Below are 15,566 nucleotides of genomic sequence, written 5' to 3' on the forward strand. Positions count from 1 at the left end.
TTAAAACGGCGGCAAGCGCTGGAGACGACCGCGCACGCTCAGGCGTGACCCGCCTCGCTGGAAAGCATGCCGGGGTCGATGCCGATCTTGCGCAGCGCCAGATCGTATTTCTGGCCGGCATCGGCCTCGAACACCAGCGCCGGATCGGCCGGACAATGCAGCCAGCCATTCTGCTGGATCTCGTTTTCCAGCTGCCCGGGCGCCCAGTCGGCATAACCGAGCGCCAGCATCGCGCTCGCCGGCCCGCTGCCGGTCGCCATCGCCCTCAAAATGTCGAGCGTTGCGGTCAGGCAGATGCCGTCGTCGATCGGCAGGGTCGAATCCTGGATGAAGAAATCGGCGGTGTGCAGCACGAAGCCGCGCCCGGTTTCCACCGGCCCCCCGCGCAGCACCTTCACGCCGCCGGCGCTGCGCGGCAGATGAATGCGCTCCTCCTGCGGAATGACGTCGAGCTGGACCAGCAGATCGGGAAAATTGACGTGGCTGGCCGGCTGGTTGACCACGATGCCCATCGCCCCTTCCGGGGAGTGGGCGCACAGATAGATCACCGCGCGGGCGAAACGCTCGTCCCGCATGCCCGGCATGGCGACCAGCATCTGTCCATCGAGGAAGGTCCCGCCCGCAGGGGCGTCGGAGTTCCGGGGGCGCTCGCGTCCGATCCACATGGGGCAAGCGTAATCCCCGCCGGGGCATTTTTGAAGCCCACTCGCCGATGTCGGCCCGGCGGGACGTGCCGCCTCACACGAAAGTGCGCCCCGCGCGACTTCCCCATCGTGAGCGGAGAGGCTATCGCCAAGGCCATGCTGTCTCGTCTGCGTCGCTTCACTCTGTGCTCGCTCGCGCTCGTGCCCTTCGCGGGCCCGGCCCTGGCCGGCGACACCTCCGCCTGGTCTGCCCGGGAGGGCACCGCTGCGCGCCTCGTTGCGGGCGGCGCCCAGGAAGGCAGCCACGACGGCAGCCTGATTGGCGGCGTCGAAATCCGCCTGCCTGAAGGGCTCAAGACCTATTGGCGCTATCCCGGCGACAGCGGCGTGCCGCCGCATTTCGACTGGAGCGGCTCACGCAATGTGGAGGCCGTCGAGGTGCTGTGGCCCGCGCCGGTGCGGTTCGACGATGGCGGCTCCTTCTCGATCGGCTACAAGCGCGATGTCGTTTTGCCCCTGCGCATCACGCCGAAGGACCGCTCGCAGCCGGTCGATCTGAAGCTCAACCTCGATTTCGCCGTGTGCGGCAAGATCTGCCAGCCGGCCAATGCCGCGCTCGATCTGGCCCTGCCGCCGGGCGGCATCGGCGCGCCCTCCGCCGCCCTGACGCAGGCGCTGGCGAGCGTGCCCCGCCCGGCAGAACTCGGCGCCCGGAGCGAACCCGGCATCGCCGCCGCCGAGCTGCATCACGCCTCCGATGGCGCCACCATCCGCATCGCGACCCATGTCGGCAACGCCGCCACCGCCGATCTCTTTGTCGAGGGGCCTGACGAGGACTGGGCACTGCCGCTGCCGGCGCGCGAGACCGGCGCCGACGGGCGGACCATTTTCGTGCTGCCGGTCGATGGCATTCCCAAAGGTGCGGATGTCACCACCGCCCGCCTGCGCTTTACCCTCGTCGATGGCGACCGAGCGATCGAAGTGGACACCCCCCTTTCCGCCCGCTGAACCCGTTTCCCGTCAGGCGGGAAACCGCTATGGTACCAGCCGACCGGACCCGCTGGTTGCGGCGGCACCGTTCGGCACGGCCCGTCGGCGGGTCCGCTCCCATCCCTTCCTGCCGTATGAAAGGACATCTCCATGACGATCAAGGTCGGCGACCAGCTTCCCAGCGTCACCTTCCGCGTGGCCACGGAGGACGGCCCGGTGCCGAAATCCACCGATGAGCTGTTCAAGAACAAGAAGGTCGTGCTGTTCGCCGTGCCCGGCGCCTTCACGCCCACCTGCCACAAGAACCACCTGCCGAGCTTCATCGCCCGTGCCGAGGAAATCCTCGCCAAGGGCGTCAGTACCATTGCGGTGACGGCGGTCAACGATCCCTTCGTCATGGCGGCGTGGGAGAAGGCCTCCAATGCCAACGGCAAAATCGTCTTCCTCTCGGACGGCAATGCCGAGTTCGCCAAGGCGGTCGGCCTCATTTTCGACGCCTCCGGCGCCGGCCTCGGCGTGCGCTCCAAGCGCTATTCCATGCTGGTCGACGATGGCGAAGTGCTGATTCTCAATGTCGAAGACGTGCCGAGCAAGGCCGACAAGACCAACGCCGACGTGCTGCTCACCCAGTTCTGAGCCTGTCGACACGGATCCCGGCCGACGGCGCAGCCCTCGTGCCGGGATCGCGACACCCCTGACAAGCCGTCCCTCAAGCGGGACGCCAATCCGCGCCCCCTTCCACGCATCCCGCCGATCAGGCGATGATGTCGGGGCAGATCTGATCCTCGATATAGCCGATGCGGTCGCGCAGCTGGAGCTTGCGCTTCTTGAACCTGGCGAGCTGAAGCTGGTCGCTGCCCGGCATGTCCTGCAGTGCCTGGATCGCGACATCCAGATCACGGTGTTCCTGCCGCAAGCGCTCAAGGTGAGCCAGGAGCTCGCGTTCCTCTTCCGCCGTCATCTGTGTCAAACGCCCGACCCAAAACCGACTCATCCCCGGCAGGCCCGGGGTCGGTATCGAGTATCGCCGCCCTCGCGGCCGGCCGCAACAGCGGCCCCGCCCGCCGCCTCCCATTACCACGGTGCAGTGCAGCACATCCTTTCATCGACAGCCCGTTTCTCTCGTGACAGACTGATGACGTTCGCTTCGGAAGACAGGAGATACTGTCCATGACCATGCAGTCGCATGTTGCCGAGTTGGAACGCCGTCATCAGGCACTCGAAAAGCAATTGCGGGAAGAGACCATTCGCCCCGCGACCGACGATACCCGTATCGCGGATCTGAAACGGCGCAAGTTGATCCTCAAGGACGAGATCGCCCGGCTCAAGGGCGCAACGCTGCATTAGCAGCGCTGGCCGGCCTTTCCGGCTTTTCCACCGATTGGACGCGAAGACCCGGCCGCCGGCACCCTGCCGGCGGTTCGTTTTTGCGCACCCGTTGAACCCTCCGGCGCGATCCCGACCAAGGGCGTAAGCATTTCAGCGTCTTGCCAGACGTTCGCGAAAGGCGAAATCTCGAGCAACAAAAAGCCCGCTCGACAAGAACGTTCCTCTGGAGAGACGCCGCGATGCCCGCTCCCGCCAGCCGCTATCCCGACATGCATGCCCGTTCCATCCGCGACCCCGAGGGATTCTGGCGCGAGGCCGCCCGCGCCATCGACTGGATGTCGGAAGGCGAGCGGGTCTTCGATGCGGCTCTGGGGATTTATGGCCGCTGGTTTCCGGGCTGGACCACCAATGTCTGTCACAATGCCGTGGACCGGCACGTCGAAGCCGGGCGCGGCCCGCAGCCGGCGATTTTCTATGACAGCCCGGTCGCCGGCGCCCGGCGCACCGTTACCTATGCTGAGCTGAAGGATGAGGTAAGCCTGCTCGCCGGCCTGCTGCGCGACCTCGGCGTCGGCAAGGGCGATCGCGTCGTGATCTACATGCCGATGATCCCCGAGGCGATGTTCGCCATGCTGGCCTGCGCCCGCATCGGCGCGGTCCATTCGGTTGTGTTCGGCGGTTTCGCCGCCGCCGAACTCGCCGGCCGCATCGACGACGCCCAGCCGAAGGTCGTGCTCTCCGCCTCCTGCGGCATCGAGCCGTCGCGGGTCGTGAGCTATAAGCCGCTGCTCGACCTCGCCTTGACCCTGGCGACGCACAAGCCGCAAGCCTGCCTCGTCTTCCAGCGCCCGCAGGCCGAGGCGACGCTGACCCCGGGCCGGGACCATGACTGGGCCACCCGGCGCGAGCAAGCCCGCGCCGCCGCCATGCGGGCGGAGTGCGTGCCGGTGGAGGCCACCGATCCGCTCTACATCCTCTACACCTCGGGCACGACCGGAAAGCCGAAGGGCGTGGTGCGCGACAGCGGCGGCTACATGGTGGCGCTGCGCTGGTCGATGGCGGGGCTCTACGATACGCGGCCGGGTGAGGTCTACTGGTCGGCTTCGGACATCGGCTGGGTCGTTGGTCATTCCTACATCGTCTACGCCCCGCTGCTCGCCGGCTGCACCACGGTGCTCTATGAGGGCAAGCCGGTCGGCACCCCCGACTCGGGCGCCTTCTGGCGGGTGATCGAGGACTACAAGGTAGCGGTTCTGTTCACCGCCCCCACCGCCCTGCGCGCCATCAAGAAGGAAGACCCGGAAGGCCGGCTGATGGCCGACTATGACCGCTCCAGCCTGCGCACGCTGTTTCTGGCCGGCGAGCGGGCCGACCCCGACACGGTGGAATGGGCCAAGGCCCGGCTCGGCGTGCCGGTGGTCGATCACTGGTGGCAGACCGAAACCGGCTGGGCCATCGCCGGCAACCCGGTCGGCCTCGGCGCCCTGCCGATCCGCGTCGGCTCAACCGGCGTGCCGATGCCGGGCTATCAGGTCGATATTCTCGACGAGGGCGGCCATCCCACGGTCCCCGACCGCATGGGCTCCATCGCCATCAAGCTGCCGCTGCCGCCCGGCTGCCTGCCCACGCTGTGGCGGCAGGACGAGCGCTTTCGCGACAGCTACCTCATGGATTTCCCGGGCTACTACAAGACGGCGGATGCCGGCTTCACCGATGCCACTGGCCAGCTCTTCATCATGGGCCGCACCGACGACATCATCAATGTCGCCGGGCATCGCCTTTCCACCGGCGGCATGGAGGAAGTGCTCGCCGCCCATCCCGATGTCGCGGAATGCGCCGTCATCGGCATTCATGACGCGCTGAAGGGCGAGGTGCCCTGCGGCTTCGTGGTGCTGAAGGCAGGCGTCGCCCGCTCGCCGGCCGATATCGAAGCGGAGATCGTGGCGCTGGTGCGCGAGCGCATCGGCCCGGTGGCGGCGTTCCGCCTCGCCATCACCGTCAACCGCCTGCCGAAGACACGCTCCGGCAAGATCCTGCGCGGCACGATGAAGAAGATCGCCGATGCGCAGGCGTGGAACATGCCCGCCACCATCGACGACCCGGCCGTGCTCGACGAGATCGCCATCGCGCTGAATGCCCGCGGACTCGCCAAGAGTTCGGCGGCGTAACGAGATGCGCTCGTGAAAACGCCCGGCCGCGTTGCCGCCCCGGGCGTTTCACGTTCAGGCCTGATGCCGGCAGGTGCCGGCGGGGCTCACTCCTCGTCGTCGGCCTCGCTCTTGCGCGAGCCGCCGAGCTTGGCGAACACGGTGTCCAGGTTGATCGGCTCCTCGCGCGGCCTGGGGGGCGGCACGAAGGGCTCCGGCCCGTCGCCGGTCGACACGTCGACCGGGAGCAGCGTCGCTTCGTTCTCGCCGGACGGGGCGGCCGAGGCGGGGCGGTCCTTGGAGGAGCGCTGCACCTCGATGTCGAGGTCGATCTGCGAGCACAGGCCGAGCGTCACCGGGTCCATCGGCGTCAGGTGAGCCGCGTTCCAGTGGGTGCGCTCCTTGATCGATTCGATGGTGGTCTTGGTCGTGCCGACCAGCCGCATGATCTGGCTGTCCTTCAGCTCCGCATGGTTGCGCAGCAGCCAGAGAATCGCGTTCGGGCGATCCTGGCGCTTGGAAACCGGGGTGTAGCGCGGGCCGCGGCGGCGCTTGGGCTCCGGCAGGCGCACCTTCGATTCCAGCAGCTTCAGCCGGTAATTGGGGTCCTTCTCGGCACGCTCGATTTCCTCGCGGGCGAGTTGGCTGGTGGTCATCGGGTCGCTGCCCTTGATCCCCTGCGCGACCTCGCCATCGGCGATGCCCTTCACCTCAAGCACGTGCAGCTTACAAAAGTCCGCGATCTGGTCGAACGTCAGAGCGGTATTCTCGACCAGCCACACGGCGGTGGCCTTCGGCATGAGGGGGGCGTTCGCCATGGGACGCAGCTCCATCCAGTGAGGCGCCGGACTGGCGATGAAACCGAGCCGGCGTACAGATTTGAGGTCTTTCGGCCGCGCAAACTTCTCCCCGCGCCCCACCACCCTGCGGGGCGGAGCCTCGGACCGTCTCGCGATGACCGGGATGCCGCGAATATAGGCTTCCGCGCGCCGTCCTGCAATTCCTAAGACGAGGGTCGGTGTGGCCGTGCGACGGGGCGACTGATAGCGTCCGCCCTCCCGAATCGAGGAGAAACCAATGAAGCCATTTCGACTTCTGGCGACAGCCCTGCTGATCGGATTCACCTCCGGCGCGATCGCGCAGGACGCGCCTCGCGAAATGCCCGGCACCGACGATGTCGCGGGCATCACCGGCGGCACTTATGGCGTGGACCCGGACCACACGCAGATCGTCTGGACCGTCGATCACATGGGCATCAGCCCGCTCGCCGGCATGTTCGGCGCCTCCAGCGGGACGCTGGTTCTCGACCCGACCAAGCCCGACGAGGCGAAGCTCGAGATCACCGTTCCCATTTCCGGGCTGCGCGTCACCTCGGAAGGCTTCGCCACCCATCTGGCGAGCCCGGAGCTTTTCGACGCGGCGAAATTCCCGACCGCCCGCTTCACGTCCAAGCGGGTCACGGTTGAAGGGTCCGATGCCACCATCGAGGGCGAGCTGACGATCCATGGCGTGACCAAGCCGGTCACGCTGGACGTCAGCTTCTTCGGCGCCGGCATCAACCCGATGACCAATGTGGAGAATATCGGCTTCACGGGCACCGCCGAGATCAAGCGCAGCGATTTCGGCCTCGGCTTCGGCGTGCCCGCCATCTCGGACGAAGTGATGCTCGACATCGTCGGCGCCTTCATCAAGCAGCCCTGATCCGCCCAAGCTTGACAGCGCGGGCCCCGGCACCCATGACGGTGGCGAGGCCCCGCTGGACCCTGCGATGACCCCCGAAACATCTGCCCGGAAGCCCGAGCTTCGCGTCCTACTCTGTGCCCCGCGCGGCTTCTGCGCCGGCGTGGTGCGCGCCATCGACGCGGTGGAGCGGGCGCTGGAGATGTATGGCCCGCCGGTCTATGTGCGGCACGAGATCGTGCATAACAAATATGTCGTGGAAGGGCTGAAGGCGAAGGGCGCCGTCTTCGTCGAGGAACTCCACGAGGTCCCGGCCGGCACCACCGCCCCCGTCATCTTCTCCGCCCATGGCGTCGCCCGTTCGGTGCCGGAGGACGCGGCCCGGCGCAATTTCTTCGCCATCGACGCCACCTGCCCGCTGGTGACCAAGGTCCACCGCGAGGCCACCGTCCATCACAAGCGGGGCCGCGAGGTCGTGCTCATCGGTCATGCCGGCCACCCGGAGGTCATCGGCACGATGGGCCAGTTGCCCGAAGGCGCCGTCTCGCTGGTCGAGACCGCCGAGCAGGCCCGGATCTTCCAGCCCCGCGAGCCCGGCAATCTTGCCTTCACGACGCAGACCACCCTCTCGATAGACGACACCGCCGAGATCGTGGCGATCCTCCGGCAGCGCTTCCCGTCCATGGTGGCGCCGCACAAGGAAGACATCTGCTACGCCACCACCAACCGGCAGGAAGCGGTCAAGCGCGTCGCCCCTGACGTGGACGCGATGATCGTGGTCGGCGCGCCGAACTCCTCCAATTCCCAGCGCCTGCGCGAGGCCGCCGAGCGCGAGGGCTGCCGCCACGCCGTGCTGGTGCAGCGCGCCAGCGAGATCGACTGGAACGTCTTCGGCGCCATTGCCTCGCTCGGCGTCAGCGCCGGCGCCTCGGCCCCGGAAGTCCTCGTCGAGGAAATCCTCGATGCCTTCGCCGCGCGCTACACGCTGAAGGTGGAGACGGTGCATACCGCCCACGAGGACGTGTTCTTCCCGCTGCCCCGGCAGCTTCGTTCCGACGCCGCCGAATAGGCTCGACCCCACCCCATGGCCGTTTACACCGATGTCTCCCCGGAAGAGCTCGAAGCCTTCCTCGCCACCTATGATCTCGGCCGCCTGCGCGCCTTCAAGGGCATCGCCGAGGGCGTGGAGAATTCCAACTACCTGCTGCAGACCGAGGCCGGCAGCTTCATCCTGACGCTCTATGAGAAGCGGGTGAACCCGGCCGACCTGCCGTTCTTCGTCGGGCTGATGGAGCATCTGGCGACGCGCGGCATAGATTGCCCGCAGCCGGTGAGGAACCGCGAGGGCATCGCGCTCGGCACGCTGGCCGGGCGGCCGGCGCTGATCGCCACCTTCCTTCTGGGCACATCGGTCCGCCGCCCCACGGCCGCCAATTGCGCCGCGCTCGGCGCCGCGCTGGCGGGCCTGCACAAGGCCGGCGCCGACTTCACCGCGCTGCACCGCGCCAATGCGCTCTCCGTTGCCGGCTGGCGCCCGCTCTACGAACAGGCGCGTGACCGGGCGGACATCGTCTCCCCAGGCCTTTCCACCCTCATCGCCGACGAACTGTCGGTGCTGGAGGCGCGTTGGCCGGCGGGCCTGCCGGCGGGTGTCATCCATGCCGACCTGTTCCCGGACAATGTGTTCTTCACCGACGGGCGCCTGTCCGGCCTGATCGACTTCTATTTCGGCTGCAACGACCTGTTGGCCTATGACGTCGCCATCTGCCTCAATGCCTGGTGCTTCGAGCCGGATGGCGCCTTCAACCAGACCAAGGGCCGCGCGCTGCTCGCCGCCTACCAGGCCGAGCGTCCGCTCGGCGCGGACGAGATCGCCGCGCTGCCACTGCTGGCGCGCGGGGCGGCGCTGCGGTTCCTGCTCACAAGGCTGGTCGACTGGCTGAACGTGCCGCCCGGCGCGCTGGTGCGCCCGCACGACCCGCTGGAATATCTGCGCAAGTTGCGCTTCCACCGCTCGGTGACGAGCCCGCGCGATTACGGCATCAGCGAAGGCACAGCGGCGTGAAGACAGCCCCCGGAACCGCCCGCGTCTTCGCCGACGACGCCACCCCGCAGACGCCCGGCGACGCGCCGAAAGGCATCGTCGCCATCTGGACCGACGGCGCCTGCTCGGGCAACCCCGGCCCCGGCGGCTGGGGTGCGATCCTGCGCTATGCCGGCTCGCAGAAAGAACTCTCCGGCGGCGAATCGCCCACAACCAACAACCGCATGGAGCTGATGGCGGCGATCTCCGCGCTGGAGGCGCTCAAGCGCCCCTGCACCGTCGATCTGCACACAGACAGCGAATATATGCGCAACGGCATCACCAAATGGATCGCCGGCTGGAAGCGCAATGGCTGGCGCACCGCCGACAAGAAGCCGGTGAAGAATGTCGACCTGTGGGAGCGGCTGGAGGCCGCCATCGCCCGCCACGAGATACGCTGGCACTGGGTCAAGGGCCACGCCGGCGACGAGATGAACGAGCGCGCGGATGAACTCGCCCGCGCCGGCATGGCGCCCTACAAGGCGGCGCGGGGCGGCTTTTAAAGGCTTCGTTACCCGGGGAAAAGCCCGCCGGCGATTGACAAGGCCCCCTCCCCTCCGCTATCAGCCGGGCCTCAATTTCTGCTGGCGGATCGAGGCGCGGCCATGGGGCGCGGTCTCAAACGCAGGCGCCGTCGATCCGAAGGTTAGTGTCATGAAGATTCGCAACTCGCTCAAGTCGCTGCTCGGCCGTCACCGCGACAACCGTCTGGTGCGCCGCAAGGGCCGCGTCTACATCATCAACAAGACCCAGAAGCGCTTCAAGGCCCGCCAGGGCTGATCGAAGTCCGCTGAGGCGTCCGGCCGCGTTCACGATTTCGCGGACATCGGCCTGCCAATATTGCTCAAGGGCGCCGTGGCTCCTAACATGGGGACATGCGCGCCCTTTTTGCTGCCCTGATCCTCGCCGCCGCGCCGCTTGGCGCCATGGCCCAGACCGTCGCCCCGCCCGATGCCGTGGAGCGGCCTGATGTCGCGCGGCCTGATGTCGAAGCCGCCAAACCTGCCGAAGCCGCCAAGCCTGCTGAAGTCGCGAAACCCGCCGAGCCCGATCGCGCCAAGCGGCTCGATGCCCTGTTTGCCGCACTGAAGGTCGCCCCGGACAAGGAATCGGCCAAGGCCGTCGCCGCCCGCATCGACGTGGCGCTGACCCCCTCGGGAAGCGACACGGCCGACCTGTTGATGGCGCGCGCCTCGCAGGCGACGCAGGCCAAGCAGTTCGACCTCGCCGTGGAACTGCTGGACGGCCTGCTAACGATCGAGCCCGATTATCTGGAGGCGTGGAACAAGCGCGCTACCGTCTTCTTCCTGCGGCAGGATTTTTCTAACGCGTTGATCGACCTGCGCCAGGTCGTCGCCCGCGAACCCCGCCATTACGGGGCCTGGGCGGGCATCGCCATCATCTGCAAGGAAATCGGCGACGAGAAGCGCTCCCTGGAGGCGGCCCGCCAGGCCCTCGCCCTCTATCCCCATCTCGACGAGATCGAGGATCTGGAAGAGGAACTGTCGATCAAGGTTGAAGGCCGGCCGATCTGAGAGGCGCCGCTCACGCCCGGTCGTAATCCACGAAGCTGAAGGCGAACTCGTCTTTTTCGCCCTGGATAGGCCCTTCGCGGCCGACCTCCCGCCAGTCCTCACGAGGGAAGTCGGGAAAATGCACGTCGCCCTCCGGCCGGCCGTGCACCTCGGTGAGGCGCAGCCGGCTCGCGTGCGGAAAGGCCTGCGCATAGATCTGCGCGCCACCCACCACCGCCATCTCGTCGACGCCAAGCCTTTCCGCCTCCTGCGCCCCCCGCTCCAGCGCCGCGCCGAGCGAGGACACGACCAGCACGCCCTCCGGCGGGCGGAAGCCGGTGTCGCGGGTGATGACAAGGCTGGTGCGCCCCGGCAGCGGCCGGCCAATCGATTCGAAGGTGCGCCGCCCCATCAGGATCGGCTTGCCCCAGGTGATCGCCCGGAAGCGCTTCAGATCACCGGAAATATGCCAGGGCAGCGCGTCGCCGCGCCCTATCACACCGTTCTCCGCCACGGCGGCGACAAGCGTCAGCACGGTCATGCGGCTCTCCCGCGCAGCAGCGCCAGCGCCGTGCCGGCGGCAACAAGGCCGGTCTGGTGCGCGCCATGGGCGGTGGAATAGGCGTGCGGCGAGGAGGCCTCGCCGGCGAACAGCACGCGCGCGCCAAGGGGCTCGGTCAGTGTCCGGGTCAGCCGCGCGCGCAGAGGCGCGAGGCCCGGCAGCGCGCAGCTATAGCCGCCGCCGATCAGCGGATCGGCAACCCAGCCGGTGGTAGCGACGCTCACAATGTGCTTTTCGATTCCCGCGCCGAAGGCGTCCTTGAGCGCGGCAAGGGCGAAATCGCGCATCGCTTCCGGCCCCGCCTGTACCAGCCGCGCCGCATTGGCGCCGCCGAGCTGGCCGATCGCCATCGGCTGCCCGAACGGGTTCAGCACGAAATTGACGGGCTTGCGCTCGGGATCGCGCAGGTCGAGCGTGTCGATATAGCTGGTGGGCTCGACCCCGAAGACATCGCGGTCGAACAGGAACGCCACCTTCTCCGCCGCGCCCAGCGGCAACGCCTCGAAAGCTTCGGCGAGGTCGGGCGGCAGCAAGGGCGCAAAGGCGAGCCCGCCGCGCGCGATCACCGAGGTCGGCACCGCGATGATGGCGAGCCGGGCGGTGAGCGTGCCGCGCGAGGTGGCGAGCGCCACCCCCTCGCCCGACCAGTCGACGGTGGAGACGGCGCAGCCGGTGACGATGTCGAGATCGGGCGCGGCGCGGGCGGCCACCGCCTGCACCAGCGCGCCATAGCCCTTCTCGACCGGATAATTCTCGCCCGTGTCGGAATAGGCGGCATAGTCCAGCGTCGACAGCCGCTCCGGCTCGGCCGCCGAGAGCAGGGTCAGCCAGTGCCGGGCAAGCCGCGTCCACGGCGTCTGCGGGCCAAGCACCTCGCTGGCGGCGATGTCGCGCCCCTCATTGCCGGCTTTGTGGATGGCGTCATAGCTGTGCTGGATCGCCTGCCAGATCGCCTCGCGCTCGCCCTCCTCGGCCCAGTGGTCGCCGAGATGGGTCGCGCGCGCCTTGCGGTTGCCGCGGGAAAGATAGGCGAGGCCGAGATCGTCAGCCGCCGCCCGCAGCGGGTTCACCGAGGCGGAATGCAGCCAGTGGCAGCCGCGATCCCAGGCAACGCCGAAGGTCGCCGTATCGGTAAAAGCCCGCCCGCCGGTCCGGGCCGCCGCTTCCACCACGCGCACGTCGATCCCGGCCTGTTTCAACCGGGCCCCGGCCGCAAGGCCGGCCGCACCGGCGCCGACGACGATCACATCATGCTGTGCGGCCACGGGCGCGTCCGGATTCGGGGAGGGTTATCTGGCCACGGCGCGCACGACGCAGCGCGGCGACGCCGACGGATCTATTTCTTGCGGAACGCATCGAGCCGCACGACCTGCGCGCCGCCGGAGCCGCCATCGGTCGGCTCGTCGTCCTCCGCCGGCTTCGGCGCGCTCCTGGCGTTCGATGCCTTGCCGTCAGCAACCTTGCTGTCGGTCGCCGTGGTGTCGGCCTCGGTCGGGCGCGGGGCGTCATCCTTGCCGGCGTCATCGACGGAAGGCGCGGTATCGAGAGAAGGCTTGACCGGCGTGCGCGGAGCGGGAGCCGACTTCGGCGCCGCCTTGGCATCCGGCACCGCGACCGCAGGCTTGGAACCACTGGAATTGGGCGCGCTGGGCTTCGACCCGATGGACCGGGCCGCCACAGGCTCCACCGGCGCCGGCTTGGGCGGCACTTCGGTCAGGCGCGTAGGCGCGCGGGTTGAGGGAACCGATGTCGGCCGCCCCTCGCCGATCGGCGTCGGCGCCGCGGCGGTCGGCTCGTCCGAGCCGTCCTCGTCCGTGTCGGCCTCGTCTTCCACCGATTCGAACTGCAGCCCGAATTTGACCGAAGGATCGAAAAAGCCCTTCAGCGCCGCATAGGGCACATGAAGGCGCTCGGGAATGCCATTGAAGGAAAGGCCAACCTCGAAGAACTGGTCGGTGACGATCAGGTCCCAGAACTGATGCTGGAGAACGATGGTCATCTCTTCGGGGTAACGCTCCTTCAGGCGCGTCGAAATCCGCACGCCGGGCGCGCAGGTATCGAAGGCCAGATAGAGATGATGTTCCCCCGGGAGCCCGTCACGGGCCACATCGGTAAGGACGCGGCCAACGACGCCACGCAACGCATCCTGCACCAGCAGGTCATATCGGATCAGATCGACGCTCATGCCGGCAATGAACCCGATTTCAGCCCCGACGGCCAGTGCGTTGTGAGAATGAAGTGCAGGCTTCTGTTGCCAGGTGCCTGCGAACCCCGCCTCACGGTGCTACCCGCTTGGACTTATTTTCCGTAGATCAAACCGCTCACGCGGCCTGAGCAACCGGAGCATAGTTGTCATTGCCAACTACATGTTTGGTCCGATGACGGTGGTACCATGCCGGGCGAAAGAAGATCCTTTACGCTCTCGTCGATCCTGTTTCGCCCCCGCCGCAGCCCGCCCTTCAGTGGGCTCCGGTGGAGGCGCCGGGTACTGCCCCCGGGTCCGAAGAGTTTATTTCGATATCCGTTTATCGCCATATCCGGCTTGCACCGGCACGTCGAATATAGGGGTTTGCCCGGCCGGTTGGAAGGGGGCAGGCGCAACTCCCCCTTCCTGTCCCCTTGCAAAACCTACGCCTCGGTCTGGTCGCCATATTGCAGATGCTCGATCGGGCGGTTGCCGCCATTGGTGCCGAGCAGCTTTTCCTCCTGCGCGGCAATCTCCGTCCGCAGCGTTTCCATAAAGATCTGGCGCATCATCTCGTAGTCGAGTCGCACGTCGGAATGGGCGCTGCGCAGGGCCTGGCCCTCACGAAGCACCAGAGCCGGCGCCGTGTGGGAATGCTCCACCGTGAAGTCGAGCGGATGTGTCGCATCCTTCTCCAGCAGGTTCAGGTGCATGCGCAGGCGATGCAGATCGGTGTTGAGCGCGTCGGTACTTTTGGTCACGTGGTCCTCCCTCAGACTTTAGCCGCATCGGGACAAGTCGGCCCCCACGGGGAATGTTCCCCGTTACCGCCGCTAGCGGGCCGTGCAAGCAAACTTGGACGGTTGGGGACGGAAGGACGTTTGGCCGCTTGCCGGGTGTGCCGGCGCCCGCGCGTGCTATATGTAGTGGGCATGAACGCCTTGGGAACCACAGGCATGAGGAACTATCACGAGCTTCTGGAACGGGTGCTGCGCGAGGGCACGCGCAAGGACGACCGCACCGGCACCGGCACGCTGTCGGTGTTTGGCCACCAGATGCGGTTCGACCTTGGCGAGGGCTTCCCGCTCGTCACCACCAAGAAGCTGCACCTGCGCTCCATCATCCACGAATTGCTGTGGTTCCTCGCCGGCGATACCAACATCGCCTATCTCAAGGAAAACGGCGTCTCCATCTGGGATGACTGGGCGGATGCCGAGGGCAATCTCGGCCCGGTCTATGGCCATCAGTGGCGCTCCTGGCCGGATGGGCAGGGTGGCGTCATCGACCAGATCGCACAGGTGGTCGCCGATATACGACGCAATCCCGATTCGCGCCGGCTGATCGTCTCGGCGTGGAACCCGGCCGACGTGCCGAAAATGGCCCTGCCGCCCTGCCACTGCCTGTTCCAGTTCTACGTGCAGGACGGGCGGCTTTCCTGCCAGCTCTACCAGCGCTCGGCCGACATTTTCCTCGGCGTGCCGTTCAACATCGCCTCCTATGCCCTGCTCACCCACATGGTGGCGCAGGTGACGGGGCTGAAGGCGGGCGACTTCGTCCACACCTTCGGCGACGCGCACATCTATCTCAACCATCTCGACCAGGTGCACGAGCAGCTCTCGCGCGCGCCGCGCGCCCTGCCGCGCCTGAAGCTGAACCCAGAGGTGAACGACCTGTTCGCCTTCCGCTTCGAGGATATCGCCATCGAGGGCTATGACCCCCACCCGGCCATCAAGGCGCCGGTGGCGGTCTGACTCTCGCCCGCCCTCGCCGAGTTTTCCGGAGGCGCTCGCGCAGCGAGCCTCGAACGCACTTCAGGATGACGGCGACCTCCATAAAGACGAAAGCCGAGCCCCCATGTCTCTCACCTTGCGCCCTGCCCGGCCGGAAGACGCCGCGCTGATCCTCGCCTTCGTGCGCGAACTCGCCGAGTACGAAAAGCTGCTGCATGAGGTGGAGGCGAGCGAACAGGATTTCGCCCGCGAGCTCTTCGGGCCTCAGCCGCGCGTGTTCTGCGACATCGCGGAGTGGGAGGGCGCGCCGGCCGGCTTCGCCCTCTGGTACTACACCTTCTCCACCTTTCGCGGGCGGCAGGGCATTTTCCTGGAAGACATCTATGTGCGCCCGGCCTTGCGCGGGCGCGGCATCGCCAAGGCACTCATGCAGCGGCTGGCGAAGCGCTGCCGCGACGAGGCGCTCGGCCGCTTCGAGTGGAACGTGCTCGACTGGAACGCGCCCGCCATCCGCTTCTACCGCTCGGTCGGCGCCGTGCCGCTCGACGCCTGGACCATGCAGCGCGTCACCGGCGAGGCGCTGGACACGCTCGCCGGCGACTGAATCCCTCCAACCGCCTTCGCGACCGAGCGCAGCGGGAGCCGCGCTCGGCGCAAACGCGTCGGCGAACGGGTCGGCGCACGGTCCCGGATCGGCCTTTC

At 67.5% G+C, this 15,566-nt stretch carries 19 protein-coding genes and 1 other RNA gene; 12 read left to right on the plus strand and 8 right to left on the minus strand.

Translation table 11 applies throughout. The features are described from left to right. Positions 1-38 precede the first annotated feature (38 nt). Positions 39-665 (minus strand): YqgE/AlgH family protein, encoded by a 627-nt coding sequence (locus EV667_RS19455; RefSeq protein WP_131837023.1) that lies wholly within the window; start codon positions 663-665, stop codon positions 39-41. A gap of 108 nt (positions 666-773) precedes the next feature. Between EV667_RS19455 and EV667_RS19460 the strand changes: the two genes are divergently transcribed. Both EV667_RS19460 and EV667_RS19465 read left to right on the plus strand, forming a co-directional pair. After that, positions 774-1,652, plus strand: a complete 879-nt coding sequence (locus tag EV667_RS19460) for a protein-disulfide reductase DsbD domain-containing protein (RefSeq protein WP_245516274.1) — start codon at positions 774-776, stop codon at positions 1,650-1,652. A 132-nt stretch (positions 1,653-1,784) separates the two neighbouring features. Beyond that, a complete protein-coding gene (locus tag EV667_RS19465) occupies positions 1,785-2,270 on the plus strand; it encodes a peroxiredoxin (RefSeq protein WP_131837024.1) in 486 nt (161 codons plus the stop codon). Positions 2,271-2,388: 118 nt separating this feature from the next. On the opposite strand, the gene EV667_RS19470 is transcribed toward EV667_RS19465, so the two are convergent. Continuing rightward, a complete protein-coding gene (locus tag EV667_RS19470) occupies positions 2,389-2,595 on the minus strand; it encodes a YdcH family protein (RefSeq protein WP_131837025.1) in 207 nt (68 codons plus the stop codon). Positions 2,596-2,804: 209 nt separating this feature from the next. Between EV667_RS19470 and EV667_RS19475 the strand changes: the two genes are divergently transcribed. Both EV667_RS19475 and EV667_RS19480 read left to right on the plus strand, forming a co-directional pair. Continuing rightward, positions 2,805-2,981: a YdcH family protein gene (locus EV667_RS19475; RefSeq protein WP_131837026.1), complete on the plus strand. Its 177-nt coding sequence runs from the start codon at positions 2,805-2,807 to the stop codon at positions 2,979-2,981. Between the two features lie 221 nt (positions 2,982-3,202). After that, positions 3,203-5,131, plus strand: a complete 1,929-nt coding sequence (locus EV667_RS19480; protein WP_131837027.1) for a propionyl-CoA synthetase — start codon at positions 3,203-3,205, stop codon at positions 5,129-5,131. A gap of 86 nt (positions 5,132-5,217) precedes the next feature. Here EV667_RS19480 and EV667_RS19485 read toward each other — a convergent pair whose 3' ends face one another. Next, complete coding sequence (locus tag EV667_RS19485) at positions 5,218-5,928, minus strand: DUF1013 domain-containing protein (protein WP_131837028.1); 711 nt, start codon at positions 5,926-5,928, stop codon at positions 5,218-5,220. Positions 5,929-6,187: 259 nt separating this feature from the next. Here EV667_RS19485 and EV667_RS19490 point away from each other — a divergent pair, with 259 nt between their 5' ends. The 6 genes from EV667_RS19490 to EV667_RS19515 all read left to right on the plus strand — a co-directional run bounded on the left by EV667_RS19490 (position 6,188) and on the right by EV667_RS19515 (position 10,408). Next, positions 6,188-6,811, plus strand: a complete 624-nt coding sequence (locus tag EV667_RS19490; RefSeq protein ID WP_131837029.1) for a YceI family protein — start codon at positions 6,188-6,190, stop codon at positions 6,809-6,811. A 67-nt stretch (positions 6,812-6,878) separates the two neighbouring features. Then, positions 6,879-7,859, plus strand: a complete 981-nt coding sequence (gene ispH / locus EV667_RS19495; protein ID WP_131837030.1) for a 4-hydroxy-3-methylbut-2-enyl diphosphate reductase — start codon at positions 6,879-6,881, stop codon at positions 7,857-7,859. Positions 7,860-7,874: 15 nt separating this feature from the next. Further along, on the plus strand, positions 7,875-8,855 hold the full coding sequence (locus tag EV667_RS19500; RefSeq protein ID WP_131837031.1) for a homoserine kinase: 981 nt from the start codon (positions 7,875-7,877) through the stop codon (positions 8,853-8,855). Continuing rightward, positions 8,852-9,376, plus strand: coding sequence for a ribonuclease HI (gene rnhA / locus EV667_RS19505; protein WP_131837032.1), 525 nt, complete (start codon positions 8,852-8,854; stop codon positions 9,374-9,376). Before EV667_RS19500 ends, rnhA begins: the two co-directional genes overlap by 4 nt. Positions 9,377-9,527: 151 nt before the next feature. Beyond that, complete coding sequence (gene ykgO, locus EV667_RS19510; RefSeq protein ID WP_013167868.1) at positions 9,528-9,653, plus strand: type B 50S ribosomal protein L36; 126 nt, start codon at positions 9,528-9,530, stop codon at positions 9,651-9,653. Positions 9,654-9,748: 95 nt separating this feature from the next. Beyond that, positions 9,749-10,408: a tetratricopeptide repeat protein gene (locus tag EV667_RS19515; RefSeq protein ID WP_131837033.1), complete on the plus strand. Its 660-nt coding sequence runs from the start codon at positions 9,749-9,751 to the stop codon at positions 10,406-10,408. Positions 10,409-10,418: 10 nt separating this feature from the next. Here the strand turns inward: EV667_RS19515 and EV667_RS19520 are convergent, their stop codons facing one another. The 5 genes from EV667_RS19520 to EV667_RS19540 all read right to left on the minus strand — a co-directional run bounded on the left by EV667_RS19520 (position 10,419) and on the right by EV667_RS19540 (position 13,895). After that, complete coding sequence (locus tag EV667_RS19520; protein WP_131837034.1) at positions 10,419-10,928, minus strand: dihydrofolate reductase; 510 nt, start codon at positions 10,926-10,928, stop codon at positions 10,419-10,421. Then, positions 10,925-12,214 (minus strand): flavin monoamine oxidase family protein, encoded by a 1,290-nt coding sequence (locus EV667_RS19525; protein WP_131837035.1) that lies wholly within the window; start codon positions 12,212-12,214, stop codon positions 10,925-10,927. The genes EV667_RS19520 and EV667_RS19525 overlap by 4 nt, the downstream gene beginning before the upstream one ends. Before the next feature lie 71 nt (positions 12,215-12,285). Beyond that, the gene (locus tag EV667_RS19530) at positions 12,286-13,134 is read right to left on the minus strand and encodes an SspB family protein (RefSeq protein WP_131837036.1); all 849 of its coding nucleotides are present in this window, start codon (positions 13,132-13,134) and stop codon (positions 12,286-12,288) included. 52 nt (positions 13,135-13,186) lie between these two features. After that, positions 13,187-13,540: a transfer-messenger RNA gene (ssrA, locus tag EV667_RS19535) on the minus strand. A gap of 37 nt (positions 13,541-13,577) precedes the next feature. Further along, positions 13,578-13,895 (minus strand): hypothetical protein, encoded by a 318-nt coding sequence (locus EV667_RS19540; RefSeq protein ID WP_131837037.1) that lies wholly within the window; start codon positions 13,893-13,895, stop codon positions 13,578-13,580. Positions 13,896-14,090: 195 nt separating this feature from the next. Here EV667_RS19540 and EV667_RS19545 point away from each other — a divergent pair, with 195 nt between their 5' ends. Both EV667_RS19545 and EV667_RS19550 read left to right on the plus strand, forming a co-directional pair. Next, complete coding sequence (locus EV667_RS19545; RefSeq protein WP_131837038.1) at positions 14,091-14,885, plus strand: thymidylate synthase; 795 nt, start codon at positions 14,091-14,093, stop codon at positions 14,883-14,885. A gap of 103 nt (positions 14,886-14,988) precedes the next feature. Further along, the gene (locus EV667_RS19550; protein WP_131837039.1) at positions 14,989-15,468 is read left to right on the plus strand and encodes a GNAT family N-acetyltransferase; all 480 of its coding nucleotides are present in this window, start codon (positions 14,989-14,991) and stop codon (positions 15,466-15,468) included. Positions 15,469-15,566 lie beyond the last annotated feature (98 nt).

The organism is Ancylobacter aquaticus (assembly GCF_004339465.1).
Classification (GTDB): Bacteria; Pseudomonadota; Alphaproteobacteria; order Rhizobiales; family Xanthobacteraceae; genus Ancylobacter; species Ancylobacter aquaticus.